Annotated in this window: 12 protein-coding genes and 1 pseudogene; 6 read left to right on the top strand and 7 right to left on the bottom strand. The window is 57.4% G+C overall.

Annotated elements, in window-relative coordinates; translation table 11 throughout:
* The first annotated feature begins 39 nt into the window (after positions 1 to 39).
* Positions 40 to 930 (top strand): aminotransferase class III-fold pyridoxal phosphate-dependent enzyme, encoded by an 891-nt coding sequence (locus NKH17_RS32580; RefSeq protein ID WP_352973474.1) that lies wholly within the window; start codon positions 40 to 42, stop codon positions 928 to 930.
* Between the two features lie 19 nt (positions 931 to 949).
* Positions 950 to 1,900, top strand: a complete 951-nt coding sequence (locus tag NKH17_RS32575; protein WP_352973473.1) for a choline/carnitine O-acyltransferase — start codon at positions 950 to 952, stop codon at positions 1,898 to 1,900.
* Here NKH17_RS32575 and NKH17_RS32570 read toward each other — a convergent pair.
* Genes NKH17_RS32570 through NKH17_RS32540 form a run of 7 tightly spaced genes read right to left on the bottom strand, consistent with a single transcriptional unit; the run spans position 1,806 to position 9,400 of the window.
* Positions 1,806 to 4,052, bottom strand: a complete 2,247-nt coding sequence (locus NKH17_RS32570; RefSeq protein ID WP_352973472.1) for a N,N-dimethylformamidase beta subunit family domain-containing protein — start codon at positions 4,050 to 4,052, stop codon at positions 1,806 to 1,808. The two genes, NKH17_RS32575 and NKH17_RS32570, sit on opposite strands and share 95 nt — an antisense overlap.
* On the bottom strand, positions 4,049 to 4,366 hold the full coding sequence (locus NKH17_RS32565) for a N,N-dimethylformamidase alpha subunit family protein (RefSeq protein WP_352973471.1): 318 nt from the start codon (positions 4,364 to 4,366) through the stop codon (positions 4,049 to 4,051). The genes NKH17_RS32570 and NKH17_RS32565 overlap by 4 nt, the downstream gene beginning before the upstream one ends.
* 2 nt (positions 4,367 to 4,368) lie before the next feature.
* Positions 4,369 to 5,697 carry a 4-aminobutyrate--2-oxoglutarate transaminase gene (gabT, locus tag NKH17_RS32560; protein ID WP_352973469.1) on the bottom strand — a complete coding sequence of 443 codons (1,329 nt, stop codon included), beginning with the start codon at positions 5,695 to 5,697 and terminating at the stop codon, positions 4,369 to 4,371.
* Positions 5,698 to 5,740: 43 nt separating this feature from the next.
* A complete protein-coding gene (locus NKH17_RS32555; protein WP_352973468.1) occupies positions 5,741 to 6,475 on the bottom strand; it encodes an SDR family NAD(P)-dependent oxidoreductase in 735 nt (244 codons plus the stop codon).
* A gap of 48 nt (positions 6,476 to 6,523) precedes the next feature.
* Positions 6,524 to 7,138 (bottom strand): short chain dehydrogenase, encoded by a 615-nt coding sequence (locus NKH17_RS32550; RefSeq protein ID WP_352901192.1) that lies wholly within the window; start codon positions 7,136 to 7,138, stop codon positions 6,524 to 6,526.
* A gap of 1 nt (position 7,139) precedes the next feature.
* Positions 7,140 to 8,009, bottom strand: a complete 870-nt coding sequence (locus NKH17_RS32545) for a dihydrodipicolinate synthase family protein (protein WP_352973467.1) — start codon at positions 8,007 to 8,009, stop codon at positions 7,140 to 7,142.
* 38 nt (positions 8,010 to 8,047) lie between these two features.
* A complete protein-coding gene (locus tag NKH17_RS32540; RefSeq protein WP_352973466.1) occupies positions 8,048 to 9,400 on the bottom strand; it encodes an NAD(P)/FAD-dependent oxidoreductase in 1,353 nt (450 codons plus the stop codon).
* A 124-nt stretch (positions 9,401 to 9,524) separates the two neighbouring features.
* On the opposite strand from NKH17_RS32540, the gene NKH17_RS32535 reads away from it, so the two are divergent.
* The 4 genes and pseudogenes from NKH17_RS32535 to NKH17_RS32520 all read left to right on the top strand — a co-directional run.
* Entirely contained in the window at positions 9,525 to 10,433 is a 909-nt protein-coding gene (locus tag NKH17_RS32535; RefSeq protein ID WP_352973465.1) for a LysR substrate-binding domain-containing protein, read from the top strand.
* Between the two features lie 217 nt (positions 10,434 to 10,650).
* Positions 10,651 to 12,171 (top strand): trimethylamine methyltransferase family protein, encoded by a 1,521-nt coding sequence (locus tag NKH17_RS32530; protein ID WP_352973464.1) that lies wholly within the window; start codon positions 10,651 to 10,653, stop codon positions 12,169 to 12,171.
* A gap of 54 nt (positions 12,172 to 12,225) precedes the next feature.
* Positions 12,226 to 13,881, top strand: coding sequence for an ABC transporter substrate-binding protein (locus NKH17_RS32525; RefSeq protein ID WP_352973462.1), 1,656 nt, complete (start codon positions 12,226 to 12,228; stop codon positions 13,879 to 13,881).
* 90 nt (positions 13,882 to 13,971) lie between these two features.
* A pseudogene (locus tag NKH17_RS32520) lies at positions 13,972 to 14,074 on the top strand (cobalamin-binding protein); the annotation flags it as partial.

The raw sequence follows: 14,074 nt of genomic DNA, 5'->3' as shown, positions 1-14,074 counted from the left end.
CAGCGTCGAGGGTGCCACACGCTCGCCGCCGCCCATAGCATCTACAGCGCTATCGAGAGCGCGCTCGCGAGCGGCTTCGCTACCGCCGAGCTACACCACCTGTGGGGACGCGACCCTCGGCCAGACCCCGGCTGGCCTGCGAGTGGTGACGAAGTTGTCATCTGCCCATGGAACGATATTGCCGCTTTCGAAGCTGAGCTGGAGCGAGTGGGGGATAGTCTTGCGGCCGTTATCATGGAGCCCATAGCATGCAACTGGGGCTCCCTAGCGCCTATTCCCGGCTACCTCGAGAGGGCGCGCGAGTTGTGTGACGCATATGGATGCGTCTTGATTTTCGACGAGGTAGTTACTGGATTCAGGCTCGCGCTGGGTGGTGCTCAGGAATTGCTCGGAGTAAAGGCGGACCTGACAACCTTCGCAAAGGCATTGGGCGGAGCCTTTCCGATTGCAGCCGTCGCAGGGCGACGCAAGATCATGGAAGCAGCGAGCCGGGGCCCGGTCCGTGCCTTTGGTACTTACAACGGCAGCCCCGTACCGGTAGCGGCCGCCAACGCGACCCTCGGCGAGTTAGAGAGACGCGGGTCGGGGCTTTACGACAGTCTTGAACGACGGTCCGCCACTTTGGCCAGGGGGATCCTTGAAGCAGCCGACAAACACCGAGTCCCATTACGGGCTAGCCGCGTCGGCTCCATTCTGTCCCTAGTTTGGGGCCTAGACCGCGACCCTGTTACTTACGCAGACATTGCGGCCTCCGAGACTGCTCCGCTTGGGTTGCTAGGAGAAGAGCTTACTTTGAGAGGCATTTACACCGGCAATGGTCACAAATTGCTTATTTCTGCTGCACACTCCGACGAGGATATCGCCAAGACCCTCGACAGTTTCGACAAGGCTTTAAAAATCGTCGCTTCATCAGCCGTGCGAAACAATTAAAATCGAGCCTTGGCCTCGCGTGCCTCTCCCCCGCCTTGAAGACAGTTGCACGCGGTTCCTTGAATGGTGCGCTCCATTATTAACCAAGGATCAACTGGCTCGCACCCGGACAGAGGTTGAGCAGTTTCTAGCCGGTCCGGGTCCCGCTTTGCACGCTGCGCTTGCCGAGTACGACGAAAGTGGCGTGGCGAGCTGGCTGGACCGGTTCTGGAAATCACGATACCTCGGGACACGCGCGCGCATCGCACTAAATTGGAACTTCTTTTTTTTGCTCGCCGATAGTGGCAAAAGCCAGGTTGATCGGGCAGCTGGGCTAATCGCATCGGCGGTTCACTACAAGATGTGCCTAGATGCCGAAACAATATCCCCCGGCGTACTGCGCGGGAATGCACAGTCCATGGTACAGCACAAATACCTGTTCGCAACGACGCGCATCCCCGGCATCGAACAGGACACTGCCCGGACGCCATATAGCGAGCAGGAGCCGGGCCCCGCGAGAGCTCGGCACGTTGTTGTGTTCTACCGCAACAATCTTTTTCGGCTGGATGTTATAGGCCAAGGTGGGGCGCCCCACACCTTTGAAGACCTTAAAGCAGGATTACGCGCGGTTATACAGGCCGGTTCCGCGCCGGCCGAGGACGACATGTCGCCTGGCAGTTTGACGACCATGGCCCGGGCGGAATGGGCCGCTAGCCGAGAGGCGTTGAAAAGTTTCGCTGGCGTTAAACTCGATTTATATCAACGCCTAGGCTCACGACCTGCTTGGCGCAGCGGCCTCTGCCGGAAGGATCTTCACCCGGCAGAGCATTTTGAGCCGCTGTCTGATCACGTTCTTCGCGACGCTCGAAAGGCGCGCGAGCACCCAGCTGGATTGTTCAGGACGGGGACGGGAGCGGAAACGGTGCGGGTTCACGAAACCGCTCCAACACGTTTCTCGTCAATCGAGACACGTCGTTGTCGTAACCGTTAATAGGCAGGCTCATACACCAAGATATTGAGCCGACTGAGAAGACTGCACCACCGCTGGAGGTTTCGAAGAAGACAAGGTCTGATCGAACGTTCTCGTTCTCGCTCCCCCCGATCATCCAGTGCATGGCCCCGAACTCCTCCTTGGCCAGCACCATGTAGTCAGAATGGTTGATCGAAGACGCGATCTTCAGCGCGTGTTGAGGCGATCCCAGAGTCCTATCGTAGCGATCTAACTCCTGCCCGGCCGCTCCATTGCCGGCAAGCCCGTAGTTGCCGAACGGTCCTTCCTTGCTGAGATCCTTGAAGATGAAGTCAACGCGAGAATTGGTGCTGTCGGGGTTCCACTGATAATAGGATCCGGACTGGAACCCCTGAGCACAAAAACCCACGCCCAAAAGTTCATTGGGGGTCCGATCCTGGCGACGCCAGAGGCCTCCGTATTCGCCCGTAGTGCTCATAAAATATTCGCCAGGCTCAGCAGACCAGGTGCGCGATCCGTCCTCGGCGCGTCGAACTTCTATCAAGCCCGGTAGGGTCGGATGGAACGCTGTCCTCCAGTAGAACCCGTTCCCACCAAGATACATCAGGCGCCCGCCCCGGCTGAGATGAGTCCGCAAAGCATCCCACATAGCTATGGACACATATTCGGGGTGGCAACCGGTCAAGACGACGCGATAGGGTTCAAGTATACTCTCGCCCTCTTTGTGAAGGTCCTCGTCGGTGATGACATCCGCGGAGATACCCATGGCATCAAGCCAGCCCGTGACATAGCCGTCGCCGCCAAACGACCAATACTTTGCATTTGGAGATATGTTCAGGACCGGCCGCAAACGGGACGAATAACAAACGCCACTGCCGTCGGTGTGAAGATCGTAGACCGATTTCCCATATTCAGGGTTTTCGTCCAGGAAGATGTCATCGGCACCAAAAATGGGCACAGCCCCCATGCTCATCTCATCAAGAGGGTCTCGTGCGATAAGCCTTTGGTTCGCATAAGCCGTGTAGGTCGCCGTGGACGCCAGATATGCAACCTCGGAGGTCGCTTGACCCTTCGGCGGCCGCACGAAGAAGATCACGTACGCCGGCATCGCCCCGCGAGCGTCAAGGCGAGCAGCGTAAACTCCGCTGGCGATGCCCTCGGGCACAGTGAACGTAAAATCTGTCGACCAGCCAGCGTCGTAGAGATCATCGTCGTGGAAATGGATGGCCCCATATTCCCTTGGCGCGGAACGCCAATCGTGAACCCGCCCCGTCCAATTAAAGCCTTTCATCGCCCTGGTGGGCATATTGACGAGTTTTCCGTCCAACCCATATCCCGATACATCCCTGAAGACATCGGATCCCTGGTCAAGGCTGAAATCCCAATCGGCAACCAGACTAGGGGCTAGTCGGCTGACTCCAGTTTCGCCGCTAAGCGCAGCAATCTCGTGGACGGACGCGGCGCCGGCGTAGAGCTTAGGGCTGTCAATCTTGCCGTTGTAGTGTCCACCGGCTCGCATGCCTCCCGCTTCGCGGGTTTGTCGATGAGACGCGATATAAAACGAATCCTGCGGAGAGATTTGCGGACCTGAAGTTTTATCAAACACTCGGGTTTCCGGAGAGCTCAGGTCGCCTGCGTTGCAATGGGGACTCTGGTGAAGGACGACCGCACGCGTTTTCGCCTCGTAACTGGCTGCGACGAAAACCCACTGACGTTCCCGCAGAGGAGTGGTCAGTGTAACCGCCGACACATTCCCTTTTCCATCCCCCCTCAGGAAAGTTAACCGGCACTCCTCGTCAATCTGAAGGGCAAAACCTGCGCCGATTTCGTCATCCCACGTGCCTGCAATCGTCTGACGTTTGGACCCAAGCAAAGTGGGCCAAAGCCATGCCTGAAAAGTCAAGTCCAGCAGGTTGGAAAATGCGGTCTTGTGTTCGATATAGCCGAAAGAGCCAGTGTAGATACGCTGGCGTCGCGCTGGGTATTGGCCAGCGAACGGTGCATCCACCTCGCGCTCAATGAGGCCAGTGGTTTGCGGATGGTCTTCCGTTGTGATCAGCCTCACTAGTCGGGCCGAAAAGTCAGCGGCGTCGCCTATTGAGCTCACCTTGAATTCGATGGCGTCGCCTGGCTTTGCGCTTAAGACATTGGCGTAACCGGACAACGTCCTCACGGCCGATCTCCTTCTGGAAGTTCCGTTCCGAAATATTGGCGCCACCGCTGGCAAAACACGTACCACTCCGCAGCGCCCAGATCGTCGAAAACGACGTTCTCGTGCCTTTTGATGGGCTGGCCTGGGATCCCCGTCAAACTCACGAGCATCCAGCTTCGGTTCGGCTGAATGGCGAGCAAGGCATGTTTTCCGGCTATCGGAACGCTTCGAAACGTCCGCAGAAGTTTCTGCAGATTTGGGCTGTGATGCCCGAACGGTGCACGACGGAATTCGGCTGCCAACTCAAGCGACTCTGAGGGGTCGTCAGCATTCATGGCTACTCAGCCTCAGCTAATGCAGGCGTGCCGGGAGTAAGATCCCTATCGACGGCAGCATCGATCGAGTCCTCAATTATTTTTAGAGACTCATCGATGATTGCATCCGTTATCGTCAGCGGAACCAGGAAGCGAAGCACGTTGAAGTGCCGGCCCGCTGACGCCAGCAACAGCCCCCTCTCAGCTGCTTCCTTGATCACTCTCACAGTTAGTGATCGCGCCGGCTTGCGCGACTCCGCATCTTCGACCAATTCGACGCCGATCATCGCACCCAACCCGCGGATATCCCCGATCACCGAGCTATTTCGCTTCTTCTGAATGCGTTGCAGACCGGACTTAAGGCGCTCACCAACCTCTTGGGCTCTGGTGAGAAGGTTTTCCTTGTCCATGACATCCAGAACGGCCAAGGCCGCAGCACATGCCAAAGGGTTACCCGCATAGGTTCCGCCCAAGCCACCCACACCGACGCGGTCCATGATCTCGGCCTTGCCAACCACTGCCGCAATGGGAATACCCGCTGCCAGACTTTTCGCCGTCAGGATCAAGTCAGGTTCGACGCCGGTATGTTCAATCGCAAACAGACGGCCGCTTCTTCCCATGCCGCACTGGACCTCGTCCGCCACGAGTACAATGCCATGACGGTCACAGAGCCGCCGGATACCCGCCATGAATTCAACCGGCGCAGGGATATAGCCGCCCTCCCCTATCAGCGGCTCGATCACGATCGCCGCGACCGCGCTCGGCTCAATTTCCGTTTCAAAAAGCGTTTCCAATGCTGTGAGACAATGCTCAACGCTGACGCCACGATACACATCCGGATAAGGCGCGCGATAAATGCTACCAGGAAACGGCCCAAACGACTGTTTGTAAGGATTGACCTTACCGGTCATAGCCATGGTCAAAAGAGTACGACCATGGAAGGCTCCGCCGAACACAATGATGCCCCTGCGTTTCGTATACGCACGGGAAATTTTGACGGCGTTCTCGACCGCTTCAGCTCCCGTTGTCAGAAGGAGGGTCTTTGCCGGGCCCCCAACGTTGCAAAGTTTGTTCAAACGCTCCGCAAGGGCGATATAGCTTTCGTAGGGGGCCGTCCCGAAAAACGTATGGCTAAACTTGTTAAGCTGCTTCTGCACAGCAGCCACCACGTCAGGGTGCGAATGTCCGACTGCCAGGGCGCCCATCCCGCCCACGAAATCAATATATCGCCTGCCCTCCACGTCCCAAAGCTCGGCATTGCGCGCTTTGTCCACATAGATTGGGAAGGACATGGAAGCCCCTCGGGAAACGGCGGCCTTACGGCGTTCGTCGAGAGCGGAGTTCGATGCCATCTTGGTTTCTCCTATCGTTTTCGTGATGATCTCGGCCAATCGCCTAAGGTAGGCTGAGCTTGGCCATTCGACCGCCGTCGATCGTCCAGACCTGTCCCGTGACAAAGGACGCCTCGTGCGAGGCCAGCCATGCAACCAGGCTCGCTACCTCTTCTGGCTTCCCCGAGCGTCCTATGGGGTGAATGCGGGCAATCTGCTCGCGGAACGTTTTGGGGTCAGTCATGCTCTCGATGAAGTCCACGTTCAAATCCGTGTCGATCCAGCCGGGCGCGACTGCGTTGCAGCGCACACCTTCACCGCTATGATCAATCGCAATCGCGCGAGTCAGGCCGTGGATGGCTGCCTTCGACGCGCCGTAAGCAGCGTGTTTTGGGTTGGACCCAATTCCTTCTATGGAACCGACATTGACGATATTGCCAGCGGTTGCACGCAGGTGGGGCATAGCTCGTTGGATCAACATGAAAGGACTGGTAAGATTGACAGCAATAGTCGTCTCCCAGTCCGCCAGGGTAATGTCTTCGACTAGCGCCTCTTTCATCATCCCAGCGTTATTGACCAAGACATCGAGTCGTCCCGCACGTTCAATAACCGCGTCGATCGCACGGACCGAGTCCGCCGGATTTGCAAAATCAACCGCAATTCCTTCTAATTCGAGATCCTGACCACGTTGCGCAGTGAAGACGCGTGCACCCTCTCTGGTAAGACGCTGCGCGATTGCAAAGCCGATGCCGCTTCGCCCGCCCGTTACAAGCGCCACTTTGCCTTGAAATCGTTCCATCGCTCTATTTTCCGTACTTCCTCACCAAACTCCCGACCGCCCCAGAGGTCACCGTTCCCGTGTCCACCCAACCCTGTACACGCACCCAGTTTGCCGCCCCTCCACACTCTTGACGTAGGCCAGCACCACATCCGCGGTGGCCACAGGCTTTGTCCCAACAAAGAAGGATCCGTAAAGGGATGAAGATTCCTCGAGCATCGTGGGGCTTACCAAATTGATCCGACGGTCACTCTGAAGCTCGATCGCCGCACTACGGACAAAACCCTCCAGGGCGCCGTTGACCATAGCTGACGATGTGCCAAGGGGGATTGGATCCTCGTTCGTGGGTCCCGAGGTCAACGTGAATGACCCTCCTTCTCGAAGATATTTCCTCCCGGATCTGACCAAATTGACCTGCCCCATCAGCTTGCTCTTCAACCCGATCAAGTATTGCTCCACCGAGAACTCGCTTAGCGGTGCAAAATGCACCGCGCCGGCTGTGCAAATCAGACTGTCGAAGTGGCGGGTCTGATTGAACAAACGGGCGATCGAGGCCGGATCCTCCATGTTAACCTGAAAATCCCCGGAGCTTCGGTTGACGCGGACAATCTCGTGCCGTTTGCCAAGTTCTTCGGCCACGGCTCTGCCGATAACCCCGCCTGCTCCTATGTGGACAATTTTCATGTCAACCCAGTTGCTCCAGTGCGCGGCGCAAAAGGGCCTCTTGGACCGTTGAGAGCGGTCTGAGCGGCCGTCGAACCCTACCTGTTCCGAAGCCACGCAATTGCGCTGCCCGAACAACAGAAGGTGTATACGGCTCCCGCCATATGAACAGGATAGATGGCAGCATACGTTGCCACAAAGCTAGTGCCTGTCCGTACTCACCACTGGTAACGAGGTCATAAAGCTTGACTGCTTCGTAAGGCATGTAGTTTGCAGCGCCCCAAATCACGCCACGCGCGCCTGCCATGAGAGCGTAAACCGTCGTCGGATCCGCGCCATTCAATACCGTTGCGCCTGTCCGCAGAAATTCCTGATGTACAGTGAAATCCCCAGCGCTGTCTTTGATGTAGTTGAAGTTCTTCAATTGCGTCAGGCGGCCCAGAAGTTGTGGCGAAACTGAAATCCCAGTGGCTTGCGGGATGTTGTAGCCAACAATGTCGACGCCCACAGCGGCGTCGATAGCCTTGTAGAAATCGACCAGGCCGTCGTCATCGCTTGGGCCTTCGAAGTAAGGGGGGAGGATCATCAACGCGTCGGCGCCGATGGATTCAGCGTGGCGCGACCGACGGATAACTTCATCCATGTTAAGCGCCGACGTTTGACAGATCACGTTGCATCGACCGGCAATGCGTTTTGCACCAACTTCATATAGCTGGTTGCATTCAGCTTCGGTAAGGTAGGGATGCTGTCCCGTTCCGGCCCCCAGAACCAAGCCGTGGACGCCAGCCGCGACGTACTTCTCGATCAATTCTTCGAAAACCGGGAAGTCAATGGCGCCGCTCTCTTCGAACGGTGTCTGCATTGCCAGATTGATGCCCTTCAGGTCCGCCATTTCTCTCTCTCTCTCTCTCTCTCTCTCTCTCCGATCACCTAGACTTCAGCACCGGCCTGCCGAAAACGATAAGCTGTAACCATGCGCACGCCCATCGCCGTTACCGGCTTCGGATAGGGCTTGCTCGGACTTGCTCGCGTCCTGAGAATGTCAGTGACAGGCGAGGATTTTCCGGCCGCCAGTTCGGCGACGGCCTTGCCAAATGCCGCGCCTCGCGCAACGCCTGTGCCATTGCAGAAAGCCGCTCCATAGACGTTATGATCGAGCTCGCCGAAGACCATCCCGCCATTTTGCGCGAGGGTCAGGAGGCCGCCCCAGCTCGCTTCGAAACCTATCGAGGAAAGTTCGGGCCACCGACGATCGAACGCGATCTGTTGCTGTACACGGGCCTTCAACACATCCTGCTTTGTGGTTTTAAAGTCTGTGGCATAGGAATAAACATTTCGAAGAAACAACCTGTTGTCGATCGTGCGCCGCACGGTCGTGCCAAAGCTATTGGCCGGTATAAGTCCGTAAGCGCCTCTGCTGCCGACCTGCGACAACTCCTGCTCAGTGAGCTGCCTGGTCATGCTCGCAAATGTGTAGAGAGGTATTGCACGGTTTTCGAAAAAACCGAATTTGGTGAGATAACCCGAAGCGCAGATAATAACCTTCGAGGCCCTTATCGTTCCAGTCGGTGTCTCACAAACATGCTTCGGAATGCCGAACTGCACTGCGGTAATTGGCGTGTTCTCATGCACGGTCACGTTCGCCGGCAGGCTTTTGGTGGCGTTCTTCATGTACTTGGCAGGCTGAAGCAGAATCGTGCCGGGATGATGCAGCGCCTTGATGTAGTGTCTGCTGCCGGTGATGGCCTGGATCTCTTCACGTTCAACCCAGCTGTATCTTTGGCCGAGCACGTCCAGAGCTTCTGAAAAACGTCGCAAATCCCGGGCGCCATGCGCCGTGGCAGCGCTGTGATACTTGCCCTGGGGATCCCAGTCACAGTCGACCCCATGCTCCTCAACCGCACTTCGAATATAGGCAATACCGTCGAGGTTGACGTAGAGCTCTTCATTGTTACCCTTAATGTCTTCGACGAAGTCCTTCTTGCGGGGATTATGTGCGAGATCGATCACGAACCCCATGCACCGGCCCGACGCGTTGTTGCCGATACGCCCGGCGTCGACCAGCATCACAGAGGTGTCTGGATTCAGCTCTGCATATCGCCGTGCCGCATGGAGCCCCATCCAGCCGCCGCCAATGACAAGGCAGTCGCAGCTCACGTCGCCCTTTTGAGGCACCAGGTTCACCTCGGGGCCTGATGTCGTATACCAGCCGGACGCTGTGGGCTCGGCATGCGGGGGCTCAACAACGATCCGCTTCGCCTTATGATGGTTTCCAGGGTTCACGTTGAACTCGTTCAGTGACGGCGCCGGATGCGGTCGCGCTCGCGTTAAGTTTGGCCGTTTCGAATAAACTATCCCGCCGGCAGCTCGTAGACGGAAAAGATCGCGGCTGATATAGAACTACTTCATGTCGACGCTTCGAAACCTCGTGCCCTCCACTCACTCTCTCTTCGTCTTTGAAGCAGCTGCCCGCACCCTCAGTTTTAAGAGCGCCGCACGGGAGTTGAATGTGACGCAGCCGAGCGTGTCCCATTCGATCAAGATGTTCGAAAAGCATTGTGGATTGGCACTGTTCGTCCGCGACAACCGCGGTGTTCAACTCACTGAGCCAGGACGCCAGCTGTACGAAGAAGTAAGGACCAGTTTTCGCAAGCTGGAGCAGAGGCTGGAAGCCATATCCGATCGCGGCACGAAGTACATAACTTTTGCGGCCTCAACGTCCTTGGCCGCCCATTGGCTCGCGCCGCAGCTCTACCATTTTCAGCAGGAACATCCCGATGTTAAAATCAAGGTTGTCGCTACCGACCGAGATATTGAGCCAGACCACGAAGTTGACGTTACGGTATGGGTGCGTCCTCGCGATTTCGATAGAGCAAACACTTGGTTTGTTTGCAACGAGGTGGTTTTTCCAGTCTGCTCGCCCGCGTATCTGCTGTCTCATCCCACCCTAACGTCGGTCGATGACCTGCTGCAGCACCAGCTGATCCACTCGTCGGATGCATTTCGAAAGCGCTTAGGATGGGCAGAATGGATGGAGTTGGCCGGTGGCAACTCGACAGAGATCAGGACGAACATCGTCTTCAATGATTATCAGTTGACCTTTCAAGCGGCTATCGCCGGCGAGGGCATTTCACTGGGATGGTCGCTGACAGCGCAGCATCTCCTCAGAAACCGCCTTTTGGTTCGTCCATTGCCGATAGAGGTCAAAACCGACCGCGCCTTCTTTCTGTTGGTGAGCGAGGATCCGGTCAAGAACAAGAGAAGCAAGCTTTTGGTTGACTGGTTTCTCGCAAAGACGGCTGAGCTTCGGTCCTAGTGGTGCCGGGGACAGCTGCGCTAGGTGATTGCTATCACACCGCGTTTCCCTCGCCCAGGTATAAACTGGATTGACGACCAGCGAAACCTTTTGCCAGTTCGCAGAAGTCGTGCAAGGCCCTACTGTCCAGAAATGTGCTGCGCATAGCGGCATCCAATTCGCAGCGGGAGTCTCTCCCGCAGTAGAGAGGGTGTGACTTATGAGCATAGACGCTCCCATGACACGGCGTCGAGGCGGACGTGCTTCGGTCGTGGCCGCCCGAGAGATGGAGAAGAGGCCGCGCGTCTCGACCATCAAATACGGCATCAAACCGGTTGAAGCCGTCACCGCCGAGCAGCTGGAGCGTATCCATCAGGCATCGCTGGCAATACTGCGTGAAATCGGCATCGAATTCCGCGACGAAACAGCCATCCGCCAATGGAAAGAGGCTGGAGCCGACGTCCGAGATCATCGCGTGCGTCTGGAAGGCGACATGGTGATGGACCTCCTCTCCAAGGCTCCTTCGCGCTTCGAGATGACGTCGCGCGATCCATCGCAGCGTTTTGAGATCGCGCTCGACACGATGACATTCGGCGCCATGCAGGGCGCGCCGAACATCCGCGACCTCCAAGGTGTCAGATGCGCCTCCACCATCGAAGATCTCCGCAATATGAACCGGCTGACGCAGATGCTTCCCGGTTTTCACATCGCCGGCGGGTTTACCTGTGAGCCGACCGACGTAGCGGTGCCGTGGCGACATCTGCATATCAATCACTCGAGCTTGGTCGAAACCAACATGCCGTTCTTCGGTCTAACGACCGGTCAGCAGCGGGCCGAGGATTCGATAGCGATGGGGCGCATCGTCCACGGCAAGGAGTTCATGGACGAGAACGCGGTGATGATGGGACACGTGTCTGGGAATTCGCCACTTGTCTGGGACGCGACGATGCTCGAAGGCCTACGCGCCTTCGTCGAAGCCAACCAGGTGGTGCTTCTCTCCCCGTTCGTCCTGGGCGCGGCAAACACCCCGGCCGACATCCCTGCCACGATAGCTCAGCTGAATGCTGAGGCGCTTGCTGCCCTCGCCTACACTCAGTTGGTCAGGCCCGGCGCCAAAATGATTTATGGGCAATACTCGGTTTCAGTGTCGATGCGCAGCGGCGCTCCGATGTCGGGTATGCCGGAAGTCACTCTCATCAATGCGGTGATCGGGCAAATGGCCAGAAGGTACGGCGTGCCGTGGCGAACCACCGCTTCGCAATCGTCCGCCAAGACCTTCGATGCACAGTCGGGCTACGAGTCGGCGGTCGCGTACATGTCGGGCGCCAGCGCCAACGCTAATCTGATGATGCATGCTGGCGGCTGGGATGAGGCTGGCCTGGTGTGCTGCATGGCTAAGTTCGTCGCCGACGCTGAGCAGAACCTGCTTATCGAGAAATACGCACGGGGCATATCTTTCGATCATTTTGACGAGGCGCTTGAAGCCGTGCGGCGCATAGGACCCGGCGGCCATTATCTCGGCGACGCTTTCACCCTCAAGCATTTCAAGGACGCTTTCTTCGCTCCCGAGATCCTCGATTATCTCAGCTATGAGCAATGGAAGGTGAAGGGATCGAAGGACATGGCGCAACGCTGCCAAGAAAAGGCGAAGGCGATCATCGCAAGCTACGAACAACCTTCGATGGACCCCGCCGTGCGCGAGGAGCTCGACGTCTTTGTCGTGAAACGCCAGGAGGAGATTTCGCCAAGCATTTCCTAGCGCTCAGCCTCCTGCTCGACCAACGAAAATGAAATGGGAACACAACGAGGGAGAATGAAAGGGGGATTTTTCAAAAGCAATGGGGACCGTATCCCCGCTGTCATCGAGGATATGGCAGGTGAGGTCAAGGCGGGCAGAATGGATAGGCGCGAGTTCCTGGCGCTTGCAAGCACCTTCGGCGCTTCGGCTGCTATCGCCTATGGCCTGATTGGAGTGGCCCTGCCCGATACGGCGCTCGCCGACGAACCAAAGAAGGGGGGCACCCTGCGTGTGTCTATGCCCGTCAAGGCGCAGAAAGACCCTCGCACCTACGACTGGGTGGAAATGGCCAACATCACGCGTAGTTGGCTCGAGCCGCTCGTGCGTTACACGCACCAGTTCACATTCGAACCTGTGCTGCTCGAAAGCTGGGAGGTAAACGACGACGCCACCGAGTATACGCTCCACGTCCGCAAGGGTGTCACCTGGAATAACGGGGACGCGTTCAACGCCGATGACGTGGTCTTCAATATCACCCGCTGGTGCGACAAGGGTGTCTCCGGCAATTCAATGGCCTCCCGTGTCGGTGCCCTGATGGACGTCAAGACCGGCAAGGCGCGAGAGGGGGCGATCGCCAAGGTCGACGACCACACGGTCAAGCTGAATCTCAGCCAACCCGATATCGCGATCATCGCCAATTTCACTGACTATCCGGGACTGATCGTGCACCGTAGCTTCGACAGCACGGGTGCGGATCCGATTGGCAAACCGATCGGGACGGGAGCGTTCGAACTGGTATCCTACGCCGTAGGCAGCAAGGCTGAGGTCAAGCGCCGTACCGACGGCAAGTGGTGGGGCGGCGAAGCGTTGCTCGACGGCGTGCAGTTCATAGATTATGGCACCGACTTCCAGGCGACCGTGTCCGCGTTTGACTCCGGCGAGATCGACCTGAACCTGGAGACTCCAGCCGACTTCATCGACATCCTGAACAAGATGAACGTGGTCAAGTCGGAAGTCGCCACCGCTACGACGCTGGTGTGCCGCACCAACACGACGAACAAGCCATATGACAATAAGAAAGTCCGCAACGCCCTTCAGATGGCGGTAGACAATAACGCCGTACTGCAGCTCGGCTACAACGGCCGCGGCACGATCGGCGAGAACCACCATGTCAGCCCGATCCACCCAGAGTATTACGCATTGCCAAAGAAGGCGCGCGATCTCGAGGGCGCTAAGAAGCTGATAGCAGAGTCAGGACACGCGGACTTCGAGCACGAGCTGATCTCGATCGATGAGGAATGGCAGAAGAATACCGGCGATGCGATCGCAGCTCAACTGCGTGAAGCCGGCTTCAAGGTGAAGCGCACGGTTCTTCCAGGCTCTACATTCTGGAACGACTGGTCGAAGTATCCGTATTCCTTGACCGTCTGGTACATGCGGCCGCTGGGCGTTCAGGTATTAGCGCTGGCTTATAGAACCGGCGAGGCATGGAATGAGACCGCCCACTCTGATCCTGATTTCGACTCCAAACTCAAGAAGGCCTTCTCGGTGAGCGACGTCGACAAGCGGAAGGAACTCATGAAGGACCTCGAAGCGATTATGCAGGACTCGGGCGTGATCATCCAACCGTTCTGGCAGAGCCTCTACGGTCACATGAGCAAGACAGTCCAGAACTACGCGATCCATCAGACTTTCCAGATGGATCTGCAGACGGTCTGGCTGGCAGCCTGATCGACTCCCAGGGCTGAGCCGGAAGCCTGGTCGGTGCCCCATAGAGCATGGGGTACCGACCCCCTTTAATTATGCACGAGGCAAACCGATATGGCCGACCACGAAGAGATCATCCTTTCCGAGCTTTCCGACGAGGAACTTGTGCAGCAGATGCACGACGACCTTTATGACGGGCTGAAGGAAGAGATCGAGC

This window comes from Mesorhizobium sp. M1334, assembly GCF_040317995.1.
Taxonomy (GTDB): Bacteria; Pseudomonadota; Alphaproteobacteria; order Rhizobiales; family Rhizobiaceae; genus Mesorhizobium.
This window is presented reverse-complemented; position numbering and strand designations above follow the sequence as displayed.